Origin of the sequence: Clostridium sp. 'deep sea', assembly GCF_014931565.1 — a bacterium.
Classification (GTDB): Bacteria; Bacillota; UBA994; order PWPR01; family PWPR01.
The window spans coordinates 1,304,908-1,327,723 of the sequence record NZ_CP063353.1; the positions used below are offsets into that span (position 1 = coordinate 1,304,908).

Genomic DNA, 22,816 nt, shown 5'->3' on the forward strand with positions numbered 1-22,816 from the left:
AACAAACACAATACCTAGGCATGTGTTTGTTAATGATTTATATAAATAATTTTTACTATTATATCATCCAATTTGGTTACCATAAAAAGCTTATTATAGGGAATTATATTCATCAAGCAAGCCATTTAGTTTAAGTGTTAAATCATTGATTTTATCAAGCTCTAAATGCTTATATAATAGGTCAATAAACTCTTCATTTATTTTATTACTTATTTTATAAATTTCATGCCCTTCTTTTGTTAGGGAAACGGTATAAGTATTTCCCTTTATCTCAGAGGTATTTTTTTCAATATAGCCAAGTTTTAACAGCTTTTTAACCATCTTTGTTGAAGCAGGGCGAGAAACTTTCACTTCATCAGCTAATTGCGAGGGGGTTATTTTTTTAAATAAATATATTTTATCCATATAATAAAGCATTGAAATAGAGATTGGGATAGTAATATTGAAATAAAGGTTTTCTATTGTCTTATTTAAAAACTTATATAAAATTAAATCTAATAGTTCTTTGTAGTCTTTCATTTTTACACCCCTTAAATGATATACTTATCTAATAATTATATTATCTTTTTCATTTTCTAATATCAATAGTAAAGGTATAATATTAGTTTTGAAACTTTATCCTAATATATTTTAAACTCTAAATGTAACATTTATTAAAAATGTTATATATAAAACTGCAAATTACCAAACTAAGGTCAGTTCCTTGTTATGTTTAGGTAAGGTTTAAACATTTTTTATTTTTATCAAGAATATAGCCAACAAAATAAGTTTAAAAAATTCAATTATTTGGTGACATAAATTGATGAGCAAAAAACCGACTCATACGAGTCGGTTTTATTTAAGCACTATGATTCTTTTTATCTTTAGATGATCGAACTATAATTGGTTCTTCGTCATCATTAATTACGCCATCAGTAATAATACATTTTGAGATATCATCTTTAGAAGGCAACTCATACATAAGCTCTAACATTAGTTTTTCTAATACAGATCTTAATCCACGTGCACCAGTTTCTAGCTTAATGGCTTTTTTAGCTACCGAACGTAATGCCTCTTCTGTAAACTCAAGCTCTACATTATCAAAAGATAATAGTTTTTGATACTGCTTGGTTAATGAGTTTTTAGGTTCATCTAAAATCTGCATTAAAGCCTCTTCATCTAAAGCATCAAGGGTAGCTATAACCGGTACACGACCAGCAAACTCTGGTATTAATCCATATCGAAGTAAATCTTGTGGAACTACTTCTTTAAGAATTTCACCAATTTGTTTTTCCTCTTTGCTCTGAATATCTGCACCAAAACCCATTGACTTTTTGTTGATACGCTTTTTAATAACATCATCAAGACCACCAAATGCTCCACCACAAATAAATAGTACATTTGTTGTATCAATCTGAATAAACTCTTGATGGGGGTGTTTTCTTCCACCTTGGGGTGGAACACTAGCCACTGTACCTTCAAGAATTTTAAGTAAAGCTTGCTGTACACCTTCACCTGATACATCTCTTGTTATAGATGGATTATCAGATTTACGGGCAATTTTATCTATCTCATCGATATATATAATACCTCTCTCTGCACGCTCTACATCGTAATCTGCAGACTGAATAAGTTTCAATAGAATATTCTCTACATCTTCACCTACATAACCAGCCTCAGTTAAGGATGTTGCATCTGCAATAGCAAAAGGTACATTTAAAAACTTTGCCAACGTTTGAGCTAAAAATGTCTTACCAACACCAGTCGGTCCTATTAAAACAATGTTACTTTTACCAAGTTCTACATCGTCTTTTTCTACAGCTGAGTTAATTCGTTTATAGTGATTATAAACAGCTACAGCAAGTGTCTTTTTAGCCCTATCCTGACCTATAATGTATTCGTCCAGATGTTTTTTTATTTCAACTGGTCTAGGTACATTCTTGAGTTCTAGATTTTGGCTTTGCTCAACTTCTTCTTCAATAATAGCCATACAAAGCTCTATGCACTCGTCACAAATGTAAACACCTGGACCAGCAACAATTTTACGAACTTTATCTTGGGTCTTACCGCAGAAGGAGCATTTAACAAGTCCCTTATCATCAAATTTGAACATTGTACACCTACCTTCTAGCCTTTAATTCTTTCTTCCCATAATTTTATCGACTATTCCATATGAAACTGCATCCTCAGCAGTTAGCCAATAATCTCTATCAACATCACGGGCAACCTTTTTTATATCAGTACCAGTATGATGAGCTAATATTTTATTAAGACGCTCACGTGTTTTTAATATTTGACGGGCGCTAATTTCAATATCAGAAGCCTGACCCTGTGCACCACCATGTGGCTGATGAATCATAACCTCAGCATTTGGCAAAATAAATCTTTTACCATCAGCACCACCAGCTAATAAAACAGATGCCATACTGGCTGCTAAACCAACACAAATTGTTGATACATCGGCTTTTATATGTTGCATAGTATCATAAATAGCTAATCCTGCGTTAACTACACCTCCAGGGCTATTTATGTAAAGATGAATGTCTTTATCTGGGCTTTCACTCTCTAGAAATAAAAGCTGAGCAATTATAGTGTTTGCAACATTATCATCAATGGGGCTACCTAAAAAAACAATACGTTCTTTAAGTAGTCGTGAATAGATATCATAGCTTCTTTCACCGCGATTAGTTTGCTCTACTACCATTGGAACTAAGTTCATTAATTCAACCTCCCATACTTAATAATATGATATTACCGTTAATAACTCCTGCAACTTTTAAATATTAGCTAATTTTTTTTGCTCTTACTCATTGTTCCCTTGCTCAGCCTCAATTACAACTGCTTTTTCAGTAATTAATTCTATTGCACGATCTTTTTTCCAACCGTCCTGTAATTGCTGCATAGAATTTGGTTGAGCTTTAAACATTTTTTTAATATCCTTAACCTTTTGATTATAAGCTTTTGCCATATCTTCAATTCGAGACTCAAACTCATCTTCATTAAGATCTATATTCTCTGTATTGACAATTTTTTCTAAAACTAAATCTGTTTTAACTCTGCGCTCTGCTTCACTGCGCATTTCTTGTCGATAATCTTCCATAGTTTTGCCAATCATTTGCATGTACTGCTCTACAGAGATACCATAATTTTGTAAATTACGAGTACTTTCATTAATAATTGCATCTATCTCCTGCTCAATCATAGGCTCAGGAATTTCTACTTCAGATGCATCTACTACTTTAGCTAATACTTCATTACGGAATTTCATGTCTGCTTGGTATTTGGCATTTTCTTCCATTTTTTTCATGGTATCTACACGTAAATCTTCAACAGTCTCAAATTCACTTACTTCTAAAACAAAGTCAGTATTTAATTCTGGTACAATTTTACGTTTAACTTCATGAACATGAACCTTAAAAATTGCCTCTTTACCAGCCAATTCTTCGCTTTGGTAAGGATCTGGGAATGTAACTTTAACTTCTACATCATCTCCTGCTTTACTACCAACTAATTGTTCTTCATAACCAGGTATAAAACTATTTGAACCTAGTTCTAACATATAGTTTTCAGCAGCACCACCAGCAAAAGCTTCTCCGTCAACAAATCCTTCATAATCTATTACAACACTATCTCCATCTAAAGCAGCATCTTCAACGCTCTCTAAACGAGAATGTTTTTCACGCATTGTTTTAAGTTCATCTTCAACTTTTTCCTCTGTTACAACTTCTACTTCTTTTGAAGCTTCTATACCAGTATATTGCCCTAAGACAACTTCTGGTTTAACTACAACTTTTGCTGTATAAGTAAAAGGTTTTCCTTGCTCAATATTGGCTTCTGTTATCTCTGGCTGGTCAACTGGATTAATTCCACTCTCTTTAACAGCCTCTGGATATGTTTCATTTAATAAGAAGTCAATAGCGTCATCATAAAATATCTCTACACCAAAACGTGACTCTAATAAACGTCTAGGAGCTTTTCCCTTACGAAAACCTGGTAATGTAATGTCACGTGACACCTTTTTATAAGCTTTTACTAAAGCTTTATCTACTCTTTCAGCCGAAACTTCAACTTTTAGTTCTATAACATTGGTTTCAACTTTGGTACTTGTAACGTTCATCTTTTGGCCTCCAAATATGCTTGCATTAAAAAATTTACAGCTGCAAGATTTTTGTGATTTTGAATACAATAAATGTATTATACATGATAAAAAGACACCTGCCAACAAACTGGTGCCTTAAAATGGAGCGGAAGACGAGATTCGAACTCGCGACCCTCGCCTTGGCAAGGCGATGCTCTACCACTGAGCTACTTCCGCATAATGGCTGGGGCTATAGGATTTGAACCTATGAATGCCGGAGTCAAAGTCCGGTGCCTTAACCACTTGGCCAAGCCCCAACTTATTGTTTTATGGGGTGAATGATGGGAATTGAACCCACGGCCTCTAGGGCCACAACCTAGCGCTCTAACCGACTGAGCTACATCCACCATATAAAGAAAGTGTCATGTGGCACGCCTGACAGGATTCGAACCTGTGACCTACGGATTAGAAGTCCGTTGCTCTATCCAGCTGAGCTACAGGCGCTTGCTGACAAAAGGCATTATATCGCAATTATGCGATCACGTCAAGCATTTTATTGCCAAATAGTTGACATTAAATCATAAAGTTTTGTAAATGCTTTTCCTCTATGACTCACTTTGTTCTTTTGATCGTCATCCATTTGAGCAAATGTTTTATTGGCTTCCGGCACAAAGAATAAAGGATCATAGCCAAAACCATTATCACCAACAGATTCTCTTGTTATTATTCCCTTACATTCGCCTTCTACTACATGTTTTTCCCCGTTGGGCATTACAAGAGCTATAGCTGAGGTAAAATGAGCAGTTCTACTATTAACTGGTACATCGTCTAGTAATATTAGTAGTTTATTGTTGTTATCTTGATCTGTAGAATTTTCTCCAGCAAAGCGAGCTGAATAAACCCCTGGCTCACCGTTTAAATAGTCTACACATAAACCTGAGTCGTCAGCTATTGCAGGTAACCCTGTATACTCCATATAAGCGGTTGCTTTTTTTAATGCGTTTCCAGCAAAGGTATCTTGATCTTCTATTACCTCTAGTGTTTTGTCTAAATCATCTATGGAAATGATTTGGAGATTTAGAGATGACAGTAAACTTTGTAGTTCTTTTATTTTGCCTTTGTTAGTTGTTGCTAAAACTATTTTATTCATAATGTCCCTACTTAGTTAAAGTTTTTTCTTGATTTTCAAAAAGCTCATTGATACCCTTTTGGGCCAGCGATAACATTTCCTGTAATTGGTTATATGAAAATACAGACTCTTCACCTGTTCCTTGAATCTCAATAAACTTATTGTTATCCATCATTACTACGTTCATGTCCACATCTGCTTTAACATCTTCTCGATAGCATAAATCTAAAATTGGTTTGCCATTAACAATACCTACACTTATAGCAGCACATTTACCTTTTAAAGGGTTCGCTTTTAGTATACCATTTTTCATAAACTTTTGTATTGCTAAAGCTAATGCTATATAACCACCTGTTATTGATGCTGTTCTTGTGCCACCATCTGCCTCAATAACATCGCAATCTATTGTAATAGTTCTTTCTCCTAGTTTATGTAGATCTATTATTGCACGCAATGATCTACCTATTAATCTTTGGATTTCTTGAGTTCTACCACTAATTTTGAATCTCTCACGCCTATTTCTTGAAGGTGTAGCGGCAGGGAGCATTGAATATTCTGCTGTAAGCCAACCTTTACCTGATCCTACTAAAAAAGGAGGCACAGATTCCACCACAGTAGCAGCACATAGAACTCTTGTATTGCCCATACTTATTAGTACACTAGGAACATTGCTCAAAAAATCTGTATTAATTGCTATTTCTCGAAGTTGATTTTTTTGTCTTCCATCATGGCGCAATTGACTCACTCATTTCCCTAAATTTTGTTATTTAAGCTTTTAAGATAACGATTTTTGGTAGAAACCTTAGTTTTGCTGTAGCAAATCACTCAATTTATTCTACAGTCACAGTTTAAAAAAGGCAAGTCAATTGACCGCCAAGTACATTAATTGTTCATTAAATTTTACTTACTTACAATAAAACAATGATATTATAAACACATTGGGCATAAAATGCAAGTAGCCAATTTCTTTAATCTTGTTGTATTCACTTGTATACAGACCTTGCAGTATAGATATATCAGTTATACCTACAGTACAGATTTATTTACAAGCTACATTGAGTACTGCCGATATTATTTTTACTCAAAAATCATTATTTTATTTACCTAAATCCTAATTTTAGTTATAAAAAAAGAACTGATAAATCAGTTCTTAACAAGTTTATTTATTACTTTCTTTTTAAAGGCTGACTAATATCTGTACCATGTGTCATGGTCGCTTTTATTTCACCCTCAATCATGAATTGAACACTAGTTATAGTTTCGAATTCAGTTAAGGTATATACTATTGAATCTACAGCTACTTGCTCATGGTTTTTATCTGTACAGTTTAATAACTCTTTTGAAAAATCAATTTTACATAAACCATCTTCTTTAACAGTAGCTCCTATAACCCTAGTATTAGATGGTAAAGGAAGCTTCATTTCGGAATCAGTTATTAAGTGAGTATTTGCAACGTCATTTACTAAATGACTAATCGCAGACTTTGCTATACCAACAACCTTAGGAATTTCGGTTTTTAATTCAACTATTCCTTGATTATTTTCATCAGCTAAATACAATACTGTTGGTCGTAATTCTATTCCAGGAATATTGTTGTTTTGAGAAGGTGCAGCCGTACCCTCATTACCCTCATTACTAGGTTGATATTCGGCAACTTCGTTATCTGGGTTTTTATTATCATTTAGCCATGGTAATGAAAACTGACATCCACTAAGAATCACAAACATTAATAGAAATAGCAGCAGTACTTTTTTATTAAAAATAATGATTTCCCCCTCTCGAAAGACCTTATTATTAATGTATACGCAGAGTTTGGGTAAAACATTACAAAAAGTTTTGTAAACGTTTGGCAATTATCATGTTGGGGTTAGGGGTGGTATTTTTGAGTTACTATTGCTTGTTTTTGAAGTTTTTAGGAGAGTTAGCGCAAGGCCAAAAATCGGGATGTATGCAATGACGTTCCCTACATAGATTTTCTTAATTTAAACAACAAGTGAGGCAAAGCCTCACTTGTTTACTTATTTTGTATTTTATTAATATTCTTCAGCTCAATCGAAATAGTACCATCGGGGTTATTAATAAACTCAATAAAGTCACTATTATTAAAGTAATCTGCTGGTACCGACAATTCAATGCCTGTGTCGGTTTTAATTTTATGACTTTTAGCTGTTTTTTCAGCAAACTGCTTATCTATAGCAACAGCAACTGGCACACCTGCTTTTTGAACTTCATTGGTAAATTCTTCTCTCATCGATGAGCAGTCTTTAAATACCTCATTACCAATATCTACAGGGCGAACTTCATCATGTGTTTCGGCATTTTCTAAAATATAGGTTTTTGCTTTAGAGACTGCTATAGCACTATTACTGCCATGATTATCTGCTACCTTATTTACTAATTTTTTTACTATTTTTACTGCATCTTTGCTAGAAATTTGGTAACTTGCTTGTAAAACAAGATTAGGATAAAGGTAAATATTTTTCCCATTAACATATCTTTTTTTATCAAAAAACTTTATGTCATTCGTTTTTTTATTAATTTGCACATAAGAATTAAGTTTTTGACTTGTATTTGGTAGTATTGCATAGTGATTTATTATTTCATTTTTAACTGTATCTTCTTCTTGAGAAACATAGTGAGTATAGGCTACCGCATTATTACACTCCAATATTGCTATATAGTTATTATTAAACTCATCTTCATAGTCACAGATTATTATATCTAGTGATTTATCTGTATCCGACTGGGCAATTGCTTTATAAATTCTTTCTGCTAATTGCTTAGCAAAAGTTAAAAAATTAACCTCACTGTTATTATAAGCTAAAACCTCCTGTTTTAAGTCACTATCTGTATTAAAGGATCCTGTCATTAGTGAAGTATCTATAGAAGATTTTTCAATATGTTTGCTCACAAACTCAAATGTTTTATTATCCTGAATATCTAACTCCTCTTGTGAATATATAAAGAGATCTGAGCTGAAGTCAAAAATGTGTAAAACTGCGTTTTTTATTTTAATCATGTTTTTCCCTCCTTAATTAAACAACCTGCAAAAACAAATTGCTACCTCATAATTCACCATAAACAAAAATTAAACTGTTGGATTATAGTCCAACAGTTTAATGGTTTTAATTTGTATGACTGTCTTCTTTCATTAGAGTAAGTAACATCGACATGTATTTAATCATTTCAGTACAGTCATCTATGTTTACTTTTTGTAAAACACCATTTAAGTAATTAATTCTCGAAGACATCACTTCTTTAAACACTTGATTACCTTTTTCAAGTACCTTAATTCTAATAACCCTTCTATCTTTTGTATCTCGTGCTCGAGTTACCAGTTCGTTTCGTTCCATTCTATCAACTAAATCAGTTGCTGTACTACATGCTAAGTACATCTGTTCACCCAACTCACCAATTGTCATTTCTCCATTTTTTCGTAAAACTAATAGAGCACTAAATTGGGGTGGAGTGATTTTAAAGTCTGTTAAAATGTCTCTACCTCGTCTTTTGATAATAGAGCTTACTTTTCTCAAGACTCGCTCTAATTCTTCAACTTGTAGAGTATTAATCTTATTAGTATTATCCAAACCTAAAACCTCCGCATAACTATCTTGTTTAAATTTAGCAAAGCATGAATTAACAGTCAAGGATAAGTGGTTATTTATACATAAAAAACCTCTCAATTGCTGATACAATGTTCTCTGCAATGGCATTTTGTCCATTTGTACTATTTAAGAACTGTCTTTCTGTGGGGTTTGATATAAAGCCCATTTCAATTAAAGCCGAAGGCATTTTCCAATGTTTTATTACATAGAAACCTTTTGGAATGATCCCTCTACTTCTAAATCCTGTTGCTGTAACCAAACCATCTTGAAGACAACGAGCCAATCTTTCACTCTCTTGTTTAGAGTAGTAATAGGTTTCAACACCTGAACCTTGTCCTACATCTACAGAATTAGCGTGAATACTTATGGCAATATCTACATTTAAACTATTTACATACTCAACACGTTCCTCTAATGATACCCTAGTATCGTTATTTTCTCTAGTCATCACAACAGTAACGCCTTTACTAACTAATATATCTCTTACCTTTTTAGCTACCTCTAAGTTTAGTGTTTTTTCTAATACACCTGCTCTAGCAGCTCCCGAATCAGATCCTCCATGTCCTGGATCAAGGGCAATAACTTTTCCACTTAGTGATGAACTCAATAACACTAACTGAATATTTTTACTAAAACCAGTTGTATTAACTTTGTACGTACCTAAATTGCTTAAGTTAACAAGTAATTGAGAGCTCTCAGCAGTATTACTTAACTTAATCGTTTTAGCAATTTTACTATTTATTTCTTTTGTTTCTTCTTTAACTGCTTTACTATACGGAAAGTCTAATAACAAGTTATCATCTAACAAGTTTTGAAAAACTGTAAAGTTGGCTGGTTTATCAAATGATAAATCAATTGTTAATCTTCCATCCGCTTCAGTAATTTTCATATCCGTTAAAGCAGAGCCTAACTCAACTTGTAAACCTTCATTATTTTTTATTACACTATACGAGATTGGCTCGGCCAACACGATTTTAACTTCTACATCACTTCCTACTGTAGCTTTAGTAATACTAGAAATCATACTTGGCTTTTCACCAAAGCTAATATTATTGATATTCATGTTGTTGAGGGTAAAAGTAAGCTCCTTGGCCACATCTTGAGAATCGTGATCTCCCTCTACTAATCTATTATTTATGCCAACTAACCATTCTGCTATAAATCCTTCTTTACCATTTTGAGTTTGTACCTTTACCCAATCTGGCTTACGCTCTAAAACCTTTAAAGGCTCTCCTCGTAGAACGGTATCTATAACAGGAAACGTAGTTCCAGGGCCAGTTCTTACATTAACGTTATTTCGCAACATTTCTAAGTCTAAAGTTAATAACCAGTCAGCAACCCATAACTTTTCATTCTTATACATTACATTATACCAACCAATGGTTTGACCAACTACTTGTAGTTTAGTGCCACCATCTACTGTTGCTCTAATTGTATTTGAATCTGCTGTACTTGGTTCGGTACGTAAGTTTACTTTTGCTGAGCTGATAACCCCAAATACTGGCTTATGAGGCTCCTCAAATAAGCTTTCTAACTTGTAGTCTACTAAGTTTGCAGCGTTTATTTGAATTTTACTCTTTTCCACAGTAATAGGCGGGTCTGGCTCGCTTGGATCTATAGGGTCTGTTGGCTCTGTTGGCTCCACTGGGCTACCATCACTGGGCAATAAAAAGATTGCCAAATAACCACCAGTTACTGGTTTTATTTCCAGTTTCGACTCTTTAGTTGTACAGTCTAAAACTATGCGTGAAACCAACGGATTATAGCTTAACTGACTAGTGCGTGCCTGGGTGTAATAATCACTAGTTACTGAAATTGTTTTAGTTCCTGCATTCAATTTTGCCCCATTAAAGTCTATTACCTGTCTATTAGGGTCAGATAAGCTAAATGTATTATAGCTGTATTCTCCATCAATCTTCACTAATATAGCTTGTTTATCTTCAGCTCTAGCTGCTATAACCTCAGTTATACTTGATGATGGTGAATTAATATCAATACGTCTTGCACTTCCTGTCCATTTTACTTCATAACCTAAAATTTCGCTCACAAATCTTAACGGTACATAGGTTCGGTTATTAATAATTTGAGGAGCTACATCGAGAGTAAATGTTTGGCTATCTCTGGTAACAGTATTCTTATCTATTGTTAATACTATTTTACTTGAGCCATTAAATATAGTTACTGTTCTATTTTCTCCGTTCCACTTTATTTGAGAACCTAATTTTTCAGTAATTATACGTATGGGTGCTATAGACTTATTATTAACAAGCACTGGCTTAAATTCATTGCCCAATTTTTCGCCATCTATGTACAAACTAATATCATTAACTGCAAATGCAATATTAAACATATTTAAAATCAATGCCGCTATTAAAACTAATGCCCAAACTCTTTTGTAGTGGTTCATCTTTCGTCCTCCGTGAGTATATCATTAATCTATAATTAAACTAAAAAATAATAAATAAAAATTTTAATTAACTTAAGCTAAAATCATACTATTTTTATTATACATAATTACAGCATAAATGGGTGCATTTAATTGAAATTTAACAGTACTCTTTATAGGAAATTTTTCATTTTGCTAGGCTTTATATACATTATGCGATGTGGTTTAGACTAGTTTTCGTTATAAAAATGATTAAAGGGCTTATATTAATAAGATTTATTATATAAGCCCTAATCATATTAAGTTATAATTAGTTTATTCATTTCTTAAAAAGTTCTCAATTGAAAACACAATATTTTCAGCAATTTTTTGTTGAACTTTGTCGTTTAAAAGCTGATTACGCTCATAGTCATTATCCATAAAACCAATTTCCATTAAGGCTGAGGGCATTTTCCAATTTTTTGTTACTCTTAATCTAGTAGAGGGTTTAATGCCTCTATTTCTAAAACCTGTGGCAGATAAAAGACCAGTTTGTAAACACTGAGCTAGTCTCTCATTCTCTGGTTTAGGATAGTACCATGTCTCTACTCCAGAGGCTTTTCCTGTGCCATATCTAGTGTCGTTAACATGAATACTAACAGCTAAATCTGCCTTACAGCCATTTACAAGATCTACTCGTTCATCTAATAAAACTGTTTTATCATTCACCCTAGTCATAAACACAGTTATACCTTTATCTGTTAGAATTTTTTGCACCTTTAAAGCAACTGGTAAGGTAATCTCTTTTTCATAAATACCACCTCTATAAGCACCTGGTCTGCTACCACCATGTCCTGCATCAAGAGCTATTACTTTACCACTTAAACTAGAGTTTAGTAATACCAGCTGCACATTTTTACTAAAACCAGCTGTATTAACTTTGTAACTTCCAAGGTTATTTAGCGACACTTCTAGTACAGCACTATCTGGCTTGTTATTTAGCTTAACTGCTGATGCAATTTTATTATTTAGCTGCTTAGTTTGCTCTTTAACAGCTATGCTATTAGGAAAATCTAGTACTAGTTTTTTTTCTAATAAATTTTGAAAAACTGTAAACTTAGTAGGTTTATCAAAACTTAAATTAAGAGTAACTCTTCCCTCATTCTCACTGACCTGTAAGTCAGTTAAAGCTGCCCCAAACTCAATCTCTAAACCTTCATTATTTTCACTTATATTGTAAGCAATTGCTTCAGCCATATTTATTTTTACTTCAACATCATTACCAACTGCTTTTTTAGTTACACTTTTAATAATATTAGTTCTATCGCTAAAGCTTACCTCATTTATGTTAGTATTTTTTAGGGAAAAGGTTAGCTCTTTAGCTACATCCTGAGAATCATTCTCTACCTCAATCAGTCTATCATTTATAGCCACAAGCCACTCAGCAATAAATCCCTCTTTGCCATTTTTGGTTTTTACCTTAACCCAATCTGGTTTGCGTTCTAAAACCTTAAAATGCTCGTCACGCATTACCATATCTACAACTGCATAAGTTGTTCCTGGTCCTTGCCGAACATTTACGTTATTTCGTTTCATTTTTAGGTCAAGGCTTAAAAGCCAGTCGGCAACCCATAATTCTTCATTTTTGTATATAACGTTATACCAACCAAAAGACTGTCCTATGACTTGTAGTTTTGTTCCTCCATCAACAGTTACCCTAACTGTTTTTGAGTCTGCGGTGCTGGGCTCAGTACGTAGGTTAACTCGGGCAGAGCTAATAACTCCATACACTGGGGCTTGAGGTTCTTGAAACAGGCTTTTTAATTTGTAATCTTTTAAATTAGGCACACTTATTTGCAACCTACTTTTATCTACATTATTATTAGGCTTTGGTTCATCTGGCTTAGGTGGCTCTTCTGGAGTTGGCTTTGTATCCACTATCTTCTCTTCTAACATAATTGCTAAGTAGCCTGATATCTCTTTTATAACTATGTTTGATTCTTTGACTGTACAGTCAAGTACTATTTGAGTAAGGTTAGGTTTTGCTTGAATAACACGAACCTGCGTGAAATATTCACTTGTTACGGGAATTTTTTCAGTCTTAGTATTATTTTTGCTTGTTTATGATCTTCTACTCGGGCAACTATAATTTCATTAACCTTTGCTGAAGGTGAACTAATGTTTATGCTATTAGTTTTACCATTCCACTGAACTTCATAGTTTAATAATTCACGTAAAATTTTTATTGGTATATAAGTAATGTTATTTATAATTTGAGGAGCTACCGTAAAGTTAAAGGCTTGTCCATTTTTAAAAACTGTTTTTTTGTCTATTGTTAAAACTATTTCAGTTAAATCTTTTGTTATAGTTACAGTTCTATACGCTTCACTCCATTTAATATCTAATCCTAAATATTCTTGTAAAATACGTGCAGGAGCAAGTGAAGTATTGTTGATCATAATTGGTGTGTATTTGTTAATCTTTTCTCCATTTATGTATAAACTAATATCCGTATTTGCTAGCGCTACATTAAACAAATTAATAATTAAAGATGTTACTAAAACTAATACCCAAACTCTTTTATTATGTTTCATCTCTCGTCCTCCATTGAGTATATTGTTGAAGATTAATTATTTATCTCTATTAATTATACATAAATATACTAAAAAGAGTTAGAGTTAAGCTCACTTAATTTAGGAATATATTTACTTTATTAATATTAAATTAAAGCATAAATTGTTTCTAATGAATAATTAGACTTACTAACTCTCTAAAATGTTCAAAATATGCTTTAAAAAATTTATCTAGACTTAGGTTAATTATACTAATTAAATAAGTTACTAAAACATATAGCTGTTAAAACTTACAGTTATTAAAAAGGAGTCTCCCATGGAGACTCCTTAAAATGTAAGCTTATTCAGGTTTAATAGCTTCAACTGGACATACGCCAGCGCAAGCGCCGCAATCAATACATTTCTCTGGGTCGATTTCAAACTTATTACTACCCTCAGATATGGCATCAACCGGACATTCAGGTTGACATGCACCACAAGAAATGCAATCAGTATTAATTTTGTGGGTCATTGCAGAACCTCCTTTATTGAATCTAAACATAGTATACTTGTCATTTACACAACTTGCAAGTATTTTTAGCTGTTTAGTATCTCATCAATGAGGTCAAACCTTGTTGTAGATAATTCATAGGCAATATGCTGACAATATATAGGTAAATTATCTGCATTATAACCACAAATCTTTTCATAGTTACGGCTCTGCATTATGGCTTCTACTTGTATACGGTCTCCTATTTGTAGTTTACAGGCTTCTTCGGATAACTCATCCCAAAAAAGCAATGGTAAATAGTCTGTTTTTGTGGGTGTAAATCCTTTATGATTAACAGTGCCTCTGGGTCTGTTTACAGCAATTAATACATCTACAATTTTTCTGCCTGTATGGGGTGTTTTTCTTACAAAAACTGAGTGAGGATTATTTGGATGGCCTCCCCTACAAATATAACCATCTAAAATTACTTTATTCATAAACATACACAGAGAACAATCTTCGTGTATAATCATTTTTTTCACAAACAATGATTGAGCCAAACGAGTTCTACCATTTTCTTGTTCATTATAAGATCGCCAAGCTCCATTACTAATAGATACGCAGGCTCCTTTTTGCAACTTAAAGCCCGACATAACTTCACTTTTATGTCTTAAATAGTGGCTGATAATAACTGGTAATGTATAAGGGGTTTTCCCTAAGGTTCTAACAAAAAATTTGTAGTATTTTATATCATAACATTCATGGTTTTCTACAACATCACTTATTAATTGCCCAGATAGTTCTGCAATATTATTGTGTGTTAAACTTCGCTCATTTTTAACTATAATAGGCACATTAAACCCTCGATCATAAATACTTACTTTCATCAATATCCTCCTCAAACCATGTATCATACATTTCACTTTTTAAATGTATATTGGAGTTGAGCGAAAATTATCCCATAGAACAAGCTCTTTATTTATTAATCCTGACAATTAACTGTACATAAAATATTAAAATTCGGTTAGATTTATATTATAGGTACATTTATATGTTATTATAGTTTTACTATTGAATATTACGGGGGTTTCTTAAATGAAATATTGTGTAATACATGGTAGTCCACGCAAAGGCAATACGTATCATGTAACTAATCTTTTTAAACAAGAGCTAGATACCTTTGAAAATAATACTTATACAGAATTTTTTTTACCTCAGGATATGCCTAATTTTTGTTTAGGCTGTTATAATTGTTTTTTAAAAGGTGAAGATAAATGCCCTCATTTCCAGTATATTGAGCCAATTGTTAAAGCCATGAAAGAAGCAGATGGATTAATATTTACCTCACCCGTTTATGTTTTAAGTGCAACAGCTCAAATGAAAGCCTTACTTGATCATTTAGGCTATTTATTTATAGTACATCGACCTATGCCAGAAATGTTTAATAAAACTGCTATGATAATCTCTACAACAGCTGGCTCAGGCACTAAAGGGGTTGTAAAAACAATTTCAGCTAGCCTCTCTTACTGGGGCATAAAAAAAATAGATAGTTTAAGGTTTAATATGCACGCCATTAACTGGGATGCTATAAAAAACGTTAAACGACTTAGGTTTGAGCGAACTATAAAACTAAAGGCAGTATATTTTCATAAAGATACCAAAAAAAGATTTAAACTAAGAGGACCAGTTAAAAGATTTATTGTTTATAAGTTTATTAAAAATTTAATTAGTTCATATGATGAGAATAACTTAGATAAACAATACTGGCAGGAAAAAGGTTGGTTAAACGGTAAAAACCCGTTTTAAAATAATACAAGGATTTCTGCTTTAAATTATATAATTAAAGGGTCTGTTGCGTTTACTTAGTGGTTTCTACAAATATTAAATATTTACCTTAAGCTTAATATTATATCTATATTGCTGACATTAAGCTTTAAAAATCATACTTTCTAATTAATTAAAAATTTTTTTTAACCACTAAGGGCACAAAGAACACGAAGAGGTATCTGGATCTACACAATTAGTGATTTAAAAATGAAACTTTACATTATAATTATAATAATAAATTATTTATTATATAAATATATTTTTATTAAAATCATTAATCATTTACAATAATGAACACAGTTATTTTTGCTGTAAATAGGCTACCACATTAGCTTCTTTTTTTTCTGCTAATGTGGCTGCCTTTTTTTTGCGTATATTTTACGTTAATAACTCTCACTAAAACAGTACATGAGTATTTCTTTGGGCTCCTAATAACAAGGCAAAAATTATCTTAGGCTTATTGTACATTAAAATATTGAATAAAAACCTGCCGTTATTTTGATAGTTACTAAGGGTAATATATAATTGCCATTGAGATGTTCTGCCTACTGTATAAAAATCTATTCTCTCAAGATCTTTGCCTGTAAAATTATATGTTTTGCGACCATTACAATACTCAAAATAGCCATTGTTATATTTAAAATAACTTTCAGCCATTCGCTTTTTAATTTTTTGGCCACTAAATATTAACAATAAATCTATTAAACCAAACATTATTATTACAGACCATATTAAAAAAGGATTATTCTCTTGAGGATTATTAAAATAAGCTAATAATGCGAATAAAACACATATTGTTAAAATTATAATTACAATATTTAAACTTTTTTTGTACCTTGAACTTGCTATATTACTAACACTAAACTTGTATTGACCTTGATAGTTGACTTCTTGTCCATCAACTATATTACTTTTTTTCTTAGCGATGGCTTCAAACTCTTTTTTTAATCTGCCATAGTAAATCATTTTTTTCTCCTTAATTATTATTATATAGATATTATTTTATCATAACAATTACTATAAAAACTCTATTGCAAGTGTATTTTCAGTACATTTAATGACAAATTCACTGCTTATGAGCTATTGAATAATATTTATTTTACAAATATAGTTATTATTTTGCCTTATAAATGCAATTCTATATCCAGCATCTTTGCATCCTAGAATAGCTGTAGATAAATATAATGACATTACTATTTTTTAATAGTTGTTTTGCTAATTTTATAGATAGAGCTGTTTACCACTGTTAGGGCTACCCCATATAGAAATAATCTTACTCAAATGTCTTCACCTCCGACTGGTTTTCTTGTATTTCATTTGCTACTTCGCATTGACACTTTCATCTTCTACTCTTTAATAATCTCATCTTTACTCCATTAAAAAAGCCTTTGTATTCTCGCAATTTTCACAAAATACAAAGGCTAGATGTATTTTCCCATTGACTTCAAGGTCTGCAAGCATTATTGCTTGCTTGTTGTTCAGATACTTTTTTTTAGTTTGGCCTAATAGTCCGCTGGCAAAGGTTCTTAGAGTTACTGACAACGGTTTCTAGCATATTTGATATTATTTCATATCCTATGGTAATGTCCTTTGTTACCCTTACTACTTTTACTTTGTTTGCTGCTGCTTTGTTGAACATTGGTGTTAAACCGAAGCAAACTAATAGAGATAGCACTATGCAGGCTATCCTTAAGATGAACTCAAGAACATCCAATCTCTTCGTTATTTTTATTTTTTCTTAGCTTTTTTACTTAATGCCCATGCAAGTCTCGTATCTTTTTTAAATTTTGCTCTTCTTGGGTTACCCTCTGCTCGGTAGATATCTAGATTTTTTAAATCATAGAGAACTGACCAAAGTGTATCAAAATTCGTTTTTTTATCATACTGACAGAGGAATCCCTTTTTGCCTGAAGCAATTTCTATACCTAATGCGCTATTAAGATTTTCTGCATCACTAAGATTCTTTATCACGGTCTCATAACGTTCTTTTGTTCTATACCAATTTTCTGCTGGTCTATTATCATATTTTATCATATCCCGATCATTAAAATGATTTGTTGCAACTATAAACTTTTGCCCATCACTAGGTCTTCTTACAGTCATTTTTTCTGGACACATCTCTACTACAGCTAGTTCACCAGATGGGTCTGCTAGAACAATACATTGGCTAGTAAGTGTGGGAATCTTATTAAGTAAAGCTATTGCTTCTTTGACGTCCTTGCATTTTTCAAGAACCATACGCACAATCATCAAAAAGTTCAAACCTGGTTTAATTGTCTTAGGAGCAACAAAGGTTATGCCCACAGCTAGTCCATACTCATTTATTCCATCTTCTTTACCAATAAAGCTATCCCCTTGACCCAAAAAATAGTATCCCCTTTTAGGTCTATATACAGCACTTTCAGTAGTTTTCTTTAATTGCACGAACATATCATGGTTTCTTACAAAGTAAACAGAACCATTCTCTTTATAACAAAAAGTGGAACAACCCACATCAAAAGAGAACGCACCTACTGTTATCAAAAATGTTCCAAATGCTAAAAATTGTAGTTCAAGTCCATCAGCCATGCCTTTAATCTCATCAATAATCTCTGGATAAATTTCTTTACATATCTTTAAACATTCCTGTCCTAAATTTAGCTTCTTTTTATCAAACTTTAGTAAAGGTGATAAATCAACTCCATTTTTTTTTAGCATGAAACCATATTGAAATCCCATGTCATAATGCGATCCCTTAAATCTTGGTTTATACATATTATCAGCTCCTCAATAGGTTTATTTATAAGTAAATATTAACACTCCTACCTATTAAATTCTTGATAATCATTGCTCTTTTTTATTGGTATCAATATAGACATCTCCCCTGTATGATTAGTAATAGAAAAATCCTTACTATATGTCTCAATAACATAACCATCACCAAGTCTATATCCCGATTTCTCTAACCATACAAAGTATATATAGCTATATATTCGATATATATGGCTAAAATCATCTTTAAAGCTAAAAATTGCATATAAACCTTTATCAATATCTAAAGTTTCAAGATTATTTCCTCTTACATTAGTACACGCTTTTGGAAATCCAACAAATAAATTATAGTTATGCTGTTCATCAACTGTTCTAGCCTCTTGTTCCGACTCTAGCCATATTGTATATGCATATTGTCCACTTACCCTTATATCATTCTTTGTGCAATCAGTCAGAAATTCATTCCAGACTTTATCTAGTTGAATATTCTTTAGATTTGTAGTTGCTCTTTTACCCACTAGGGTTAATTCTTCACATATTTTAACAATAGGTATAAGGTTCAATCCACTATGAGTAAATTCTAAAAATTCTCTATTAATTCTATTTATTTTTAAGAAGGGATTCTCTTTACTACTTACACGGTATCGACTTGGTGATATAGAAAAATAGTTTTTGAAAGCTCTTGTAAATCCTTCATGACTCGTATATTGACAATCATATGCCACTTCAATCACCTTATCATCTGTTTGACGTAATCGATCGGCTATTATAGTAAACCTCCGTTTTTTAATATAATTTGCTATCGTTTCATGGGTTCCTGCCAAAAATATTCGATGGAAATGATATTTAGAAACCTTAACATGTTGGAATACTTTCTCATATAAATTTTCTTGAAATATGTGATCTTCAATATAATCAATTGCTCTAAGTATAATGTCGATATAATTCATCTAATCATCCTTTATTTTAAATCTTACAAAACTAAAAATCCTTATAAAGATAGGCATTTTTGTCCCACTATAAACCTAGTTAATTGACTAAATACATGTCTATATGTGGATAATATTTAAGTATATTACAATGTTAAGTTCTTATAGTAATTTTTTAATATAGCAATAATTCTATTGTATGAAAAGCACTTATGTAAATTTCTTTATTATCTAAAAACCCATAAATCTTTATAGTTCACTAAATCCGTCATGTCCACTACCATTTTTTATGAGATAATCAATTATCTTGGTTCTTAGGTGCCTATACAACCGTCATCCAAAAATTTTCATCATTATAAGCATATTGCATACTAATTGGATAATGTGATTTTGCAAGCAACTCTAATATTACATCTATGTTACCATAAGTGTATAAACATTTTTCAATAAGCTAATCATAAACTTCAAAATTATCTAGCAAGCAATTTGACTCCATTCTTTTTAAATGCCGCTTCTTCCTCTAGGGAAAGATAACTTGGTAGTTTTAGCAAAACTTTTGGCTGGCACAAGACCAGCCACTACGAAGTAGGCGTAGTAACTGTAGGTATAATTTATTATTAATAACACAAGGGTGTAAATAATCTCTACTATTCAAATACTATTACACAGTTTTTTTGCAGTAAAAAAGCTGCCACATTAGCATTTTTTAATTCTGCTAATATGACAGCTTCTTAACATTTATATTAAATTATTTTTACTTCAAATATCTCTCAAACCAATCAGTTATGCCACGCAAACGGTCAAAACGGTTCCAGGGGCGACCTGAGCGAGAGAGCTCGTGGTTCTCACGTTTAAATACTAATAATTCTACAGGGGCTTTGCCTAAACGTTTTAGAGCTACATAAAACTGCTCGGCTTGCTCGAATGGGCAACGGTAGTCTTCTTCGCTGTGAATTAGTAGAATAGGTGTTGTAGCTTTATCGGCAAAGCGAATAGCTGAGCGAGACATAATAAAGTCTTCACCAATACCTTTTTCTTGACCATCCCATAAGTCTGCTCCATCCATACCTCTGCGGTTACCATACCAGCCAATATCACTTACACCGTATTTTGTATAAATATTACTAATACTACGTAATGATACAATAGCCTTAAAGCGATCTGTTTGGGTGGCAATCCAGTTACATAAGTAACCACCGTAACTACCACCGGTAACACCTATGCGCTCGCTATCTACCCACTCATAATTAGCTGTTACATATTCAACAGCGTTCATAACGTCATCATAGTCATGTCCGCCCCAGTCGCCAATTACGCCATGAGTAAAGTCTTCACCATAGGTACGGCTTCCACGTGGGTTTGTATATACAATACCATAACCCATAGCACATAATAAATGGAACTCGTGGTAGAAGGTCCAGCCATATGCAGAAGCAGGTCCGCCATGAATTTGAACTACTACTGGGAATTTTTCACCCTCTTTATAACCAACAGGCTTCATAATCCAGCCCTCAATATCCCAATCTTTAGCACTGTTATAGGTAAAGTTCTCTGGATATGTTAGCTCTAATTCAGCCATTAATGTATCATTATGACCAGTCATTTTTGATTGTTTACCATTAGCGTAAACATATATTTCACCTGGATGATTTGGGTTTTCAGCGTTAAAAGCTATTTTAACCTGACCATTGTTTTCATTTACATCAAAATGAGTAAAGCCTTGTTTTTCGGTAACTATTTCAGTTACTTCACCCTTTAGGTTAACAAAACAGATTTTGCTTAAGCCCTGGTCACCTGTTCTAAAGTACAAACCACTGCCATCTTTTGCCCACATTGGGGTGTTATTGCCTGCACCATAACGGACATCTGAACCAGGACCTGCGTTAATTGAACGGTCGTAGTTTAGGCTTAGGTTTTTAGCCTCGCCACCTTTAGCAGGTACTACCATAATGTTTTGGTTAGCTGAGTGTTTTTCACCTTTGTTATGACCAACAAAAGAAATATATTCACCACAAGGAGACCAAGCTGGCATGCTTGCAGGACCATTATTGCTGGTAATTTTGGTGGTATCGCCAGATTCAATGTTTACTACAAAGATATCTGACCATAAATTTGTTTCATCTTCATGCCGAGTTGAAACAAATGCTAAAAACTTACCACATGGAGACCATGTTGGCATAGAGTCATTAAATTTAGTGTTTGTAACTTTTTTAACTTCACCAGTTTCTACATCTGCAATCCAAAGGTAGCTAACACGATTATCTAAAAAGTAACCTTGTCCGTTAAATTTATAACGAAGCTTGGTAAAATGCATTTTGTCTGGATTTTTACGCTCTTGTTTTTCGGCTGGGTCTTTTGCTACAAAAGCAATTTTTTTGCTATCAGCAGACCAAGTAATGCTTGAGCCACCCATTTCAGCTACAGGGCGAGCCTCTCCACTTTGGGGCATAACAAAGATTTGTTTTTTGCCATTACGGTTAGATGTAAATGCTAGGTATTTACTATCTGGAGACCAGCGTGGAGATGTATCTTTAACTAAATTGCCTTTTTTCTTAGCACTATAGGTTACTCTTGTGGTATTTTTATGTTCATCAACAACATATATAGAACTCTCATAACCGTTGTTTTCTACATCTGCTTCGGTAAGTGTATAGGCTAATAATTTACCACAAGCTGAAAAACGAGGGTCACTAACGTATTTTATTTTACAAATGTCTTCTACTACTACTCTACGTTTTGTCATTTTATATTCCTCTCTATCTATATGGTACATTGCAGTGGCAGGTATTGTGCCTGCCAGTTTACTAAACATATATGGAGGACATAAAGCCCTCCACTACAATTAGTGATGCTTTCATACTATGTTTTGATGATATAGTATTAATTTATTCAGTACAATATTTTCTACACTGCGTTACGAAAAATTGTTATCTAACTTCTTTTTTTAGAGGTACAATATTTTCTACACTTCGTTACGAAATTGTAATTTTTCTTTTTAATGTACACTATTTTTTTCGTTTCACTACAAAAAAATGTCAAAAATCATATTTCTTGCTTCTTTTTTTTCGGTACAATATTTTCTACACTTCGTTACGATATTGTAATTTTACT

Annotated in this window: 19 protein-coding genes and 4 tRNA genes; 1 reads left to right on the top strand and 22 read right to left on the bottom strand. The window is 32.7% G+C overall.

Features of this window, described 5'->3' with window-relative positions:
• Positions 1 to 93: 93 nt before the first annotated feature.
• The 18 genes from IMX26_RS06140 to IMX26_RS06225 form a co-directional block, all read right to left on the bottom strand.
• Complete coding sequence (locus IMX26_RS06140; RefSeq protein WP_195160800.1) at positions 94 to 519, bottom strand: MarR family winged helix-turn-helix transcriptional regulator; 426 nt, start codon at positions 517 to 519, stop codon at positions 94 to 96.
• 319 nt (positions 520 to 838) lie between these two features.
• Positions 839 to 2,092 carry an ATP-dependent Clp protease ATP-binding subunit ClpX gene (gene clpX, locus IMX26_RS06145; protein WP_195160801.1) on the bottom strand — a complete coding sequence of 418 codons (1,254 nt, stop codon included), beginning with the start codon at positions 2,090 to 2,092 and terminating at the stop codon, positions 839 to 841.
• Positions 2,093 to 2,113: 21 nt separating this feature from the next.
• Entirely contained in the window at positions 2,114 to 2,698 is a 585-nt protein-coding gene (gene clpP / locus IMX26_RS06150) for an ATP-dependent Clp endopeptidase proteolytic subunit ClpP (protein WP_195160802.1), read from the bottom strand.
• Between the two features lie 84 nt (positions 2,699 to 2,782).
• Positions 2,783 to 4,096, bottom strand: a complete 1,314-nt coding sequence (gene tig / locus IMX26_RS06155; RefSeq protein WP_195160803.1) for a trigger factor — start codon at positions 4,094 to 4,096, stop codon at positions 2,783 to 2,785.
• Positions 4,097 to 4,219: 123 nt separating this feature from the next.
• Positions 4,220 to 4,294, bottom strand: a tRNA-Gly gene (locus IMX26_RS06160).
• Positions 4,295 to 4,298: 4 nt separating this feature from the next.
• A tRNA-Gln gene (locus IMX26_RS06165) sits at positions 4,299 to 4,374 on the bottom strand.
• Between the two features lie 13 nt (positions 4,375 to 4,387).
• A tRNA-His gene (locus IMX26_RS06170) sits at positions 4,388 to 4,464 on the bottom strand.
• Positions 4,465 to 4,484: 20 nt separating this feature from the next.
• Positions 4,485 to 4,561 (bottom strand) — tRNA-Arg (locus IMX26_RS06175).
• A 49-nt stretch (positions 4,562 to 4,610) separates the two neighbouring features.
• Complete coding sequence (locus IMX26_RS06180) at positions 4,611 to 5,207, bottom strand: XTP/dITP diphosphatase (protein WP_195160804.1); 597 nt, start codon at positions 5,205 to 5,207, stop codon at positions 4,611 to 4,613.
• A 7-nt stretch (positions 5,208 to 5,214) separates the two neighbouring features.
• Positions 5,215 to 5,922, bottom strand: a complete 708-nt coding sequence (gene rph / locus IMX26_RS06185) for a ribonuclease PH (RefSeq protein ID WP_195161356.1) — start codon at positions 5,920 to 5,922, stop codon at positions 5,215 to 5,217.
• Between the two features lie 430 nt (positions 5,923 to 6,352).
• Positions 6,353 to 6,913 carry a GerMN domain-containing protein gene (locus tag IMX26_RS06190; RefSeq protein ID WP_195160805.1) on the bottom strand — a complete coding sequence of 187 codons (561 nt, stop codon included), beginning with the start codon at positions 6,911 to 6,913 and terminating at the stop codon, positions 6,353 to 6,355.
• Positions 6,914 to 7,200: 287 nt separating this feature from the next.
• Complete coding sequence (locus IMX26_RS06195) at positions 7,201 to 8,205, bottom strand: nucleoid-associated protein (protein ID WP_195160806.1); 1,005 nt, start codon at positions 8,203 to 8,205, stop codon at positions 7,201 to 7,203.
• A gap of 106 nt (positions 8,206 to 8,311) precedes the next feature.
• A complete protein-coding gene (locus IMX26_RS06200; RefSeq protein ID WP_243259315.1) occupies positions 8,312 to 8,773 on the bottom strand; it encodes a MarR family transcriptional regulator in 462 nt (153 codons plus the stop codon).
• Between the two features lie 70 nt (positions 8,774 to 8,843).
• Entirely contained in the window at positions 8,844 to 11,198 is a 2,355-nt protein-coding gene (locus tag IMX26_RS06205) for an N-acetylmuramoyl-L-alanine amidase (RefSeq protein WP_195160807.1), read from the bottom strand.
• 294 nt (positions 11,199 to 11,492) lie between these two features.
• A complete protein-coding gene (locus IMX26_RS06210) occupies positions 11,493 to 13,112 on the bottom strand; it encodes an N-acetylmuramoyl-L-alanine amidase (RefSeq protein ID WP_195160808.1) in 1,620 nt (539 codons plus the stop codon).
• 125 nt (positions 13,113 to 13,237) lie between these two features.
• The gene (locus IMX26_RS06215) at positions 13,238 to 13,750 is read right to left on the bottom strand and encodes a copper amine oxidase N-terminal domain-containing protein (protein ID WP_195160809.1); all 513 of its coding nucleotides are present in this window, start codon (positions 13,748 to 13,750) and stop codon (positions 13,238 to 13,240) included.
• Positions 13,751 to 14,069: 319 nt separating this feature from the next.
• Positions 14,070 to 14,240, bottom strand: coding sequence for a 4Fe-4S binding protein (locus IMX26_RS06220; RefSeq protein ID WP_195160810.1), 171 nt, complete (start codon positions 14,238 to 14,240; stop codon positions 14,070 to 14,072).
• A gap of 65 nt (positions 14,241 to 14,305) precedes the next feature.
• On the bottom strand, positions 14,306 to 15,085 hold the full coding sequence (locus tag IMX26_RS06225) for a single-stranded DNA-binding protein (RefSeq protein WP_195160811.1): 780 nt from the start codon (positions 15,083 to 15,085) through the stop codon (positions 14,306 to 14,308).
• A 208-nt stretch (positions 15,086 to 15,293) separates the two neighbouring features.
• Between IMX26_RS06225 and IMX26_RS06230 the strand changes: the two genes are divergently transcribed.
• Entirely contained in the window at positions 15,294 to 16,004 is a 711-nt protein-coding gene (locus IMX26_RS06230) for an NAD(P)H-dependent oxidoreductase (RefSeq protein WP_195160812.1), read from the top strand.
• A gap of 417 nt (positions 16,005 to 16,421) precedes the next feature.
• Here IMX26_RS06230 and IMX26_RS06235 read toward each other — a convergent pair whose 3' ends face one another.
• The 4 genes from IMX26_RS06235 to IMX26_RS06250 all read right to left on the bottom strand — a co-directional run bounded on the left by IMX26_RS06235 (position 16,422) and on the right by IMX26_RS06250 (position 22,517).
• Positions 16,422 to 16,991 carry a hypothetical protein gene (locus IMX26_RS06235; protein ID WP_195160813.1) on the bottom strand — a complete coding sequence of 190 codons (570 nt, stop codon included), beginning with the start codon at positions 16,989 to 16,991 and terminating at the stop codon, positions 16,422 to 16,424.
• Between the two features lie 762 nt (positions 16,992 to 17,753).
• Entirely contained in the window at positions 17,754 to 18,779 is a 1,026-nt protein-coding gene (locus IMX26_RS06240; RefSeq protein ID WP_195160814.1) for a C45 family peptidase, read from the bottom strand.
• 47 nt (positions 18,780 to 18,826) lie between these two features.
• Positions 18,827 to 19,726: an AraC family transcriptional regulator gene (locus IMX26_RS06245; protein WP_195160815.1), complete on the bottom strand. Its 900-nt coding sequence runs from the start codon at positions 19,724 to 19,726 to the stop codon at positions 18,827 to 18,829.
• A 733-nt stretch (positions 19,727 to 20,459) separates the two neighbouring features.
• Positions 20,460 to 22,517 carry a S9 family peptidase gene (locus IMX26_RS06250; protein WP_195160816.1) on the bottom strand — a complete coding sequence of 686 codons (2,058 nt, stop codon included), beginning with the start codon at positions 22,515 to 22,517 and terminating at the stop codon, positions 20,460 to 20,462.
• Positions 22,518 to 22,816 lie beyond the last annotated feature (299 nt).

Excerpts from the sequence above, each read along its gene's own strand:
- IMX26_RS06140 (WP_195160800.1), bottom strand. The coding sequence starts at position 519 with ATGAAAGACTACAAAGAACTATTAGATTTAATTTTATATAAGTTTTTA.
- clpX (WP_195160801.1), bottom strand. The coding sequence starts at position 2,092 with ATGTTCAAATTTGATGATAAGGGACTTGTTAAATGCTCCTTCTGCGGT.
- clpP (WP_195160802.1), bottom strand. The coding sequence starts at position 2,698 with ATGAACTTAGTTCCAATGGTAGTAGAGCAAACTAATCGCGGTGAAAGA.
- tig (WP_195160803.1), bottom strand. The coding sequence starts at position 4,096 with ATGAACGTTACAAGTACCAAAGTTGAAACCAATGTTATAGAACTAAAA.
- IMX26_RS06180 (WP_195160804.1), bottom strand. The coding sequence starts at position 5,207 with ATGAATAAAATAGTTTTAGCAACAACTAACAAAGGCAAAATAAAAGAA.
- IMX26_RS06190 (WP_195160805.1), bottom strand. The coding sequence starts at position 6,913 with ATGTTTGTGATTCTTAGTGGATGTCAGTTTTCATTACCATGGCTAAAT.
- IMX26_RS06195 (WP_195160806.1), bottom strand. The coding sequence starts at position 8,205 with ATGATTAAAATAAAAAACGCAGTTTTACACATTTTTGACTTCAGCTCA.
- IMX26_RS06205 (WP_195160807.1), bottom strand. The coding sequence starts at position 11,198 with ATGAACCACTACAAAAGAGTTTGGGCATTAGTTTTAATAGCGGCATTG.
- IMX26_RS06210 (WP_195160808.1), bottom strand. The coding sequence starts at position 13,112 with ATGTTAGAAGAGAAGATAGTGGATACAAAGCCAACTCCAGAAGAGCCA.
- IMX26_RS06215 (WP_195160809.1), bottom strand. The coding sequence starts at position 13,750 with ATGAAACATAATAAAAGAGTTTGGGTATTAGTTTTAGTAACATCTTTA.
- IMX26_RS06220 (WP_195160810.1), bottom strand. The coding sequence starts at position 14,240 with ATGACCCACAAAATTAATACTGATTGCATTTCTTGTGGTGCATGTCAA.
- IMX26_RS06225 (WP_195160811.1), bottom strand. The coding sequence starts at position 15,085 with ATGAAAGTAAGTATTTATGATCGAGGGTTTAATGTGCCTATTATAGTT.
- IMX26_RS06230 (WP_195160812.1), top strand. The coding sequence starts at position 15,294 with ATGAAATATTGTGTAATACATGGTAGTCCACGCAAAGGCAATACGTAT.
- IMX26_RS06235 (WP_195160813.1), bottom strand. The coding sequence starts at position 16,991 with ATGATTTACTATGGCAGATTAAAAAAAGAGTTTGAAGCCATCGCTAAG.
- IMX26_RS06240 (WP_195160814.1), bottom strand. The coding sequence starts at position 18,779 with ATGTATAAACCAAGATTTAAGGGATCGCATTATGACATGGGATTTCAA.
- IMX26_RS06245 (WP_195160815.1), bottom strand. The coding sequence starts at position 19,726 with ATGAATTATATCGACATTATACTTAGAGCAATTGATTATATTGAAGAT.
- IMX26_RS06250 (WP_195160816.1), bottom strand. The coding sequence starts at position 22,517 with ATGTTTAGTAAACTGGCAGGCACAATACCTGCCACTGCAATGTACCAT.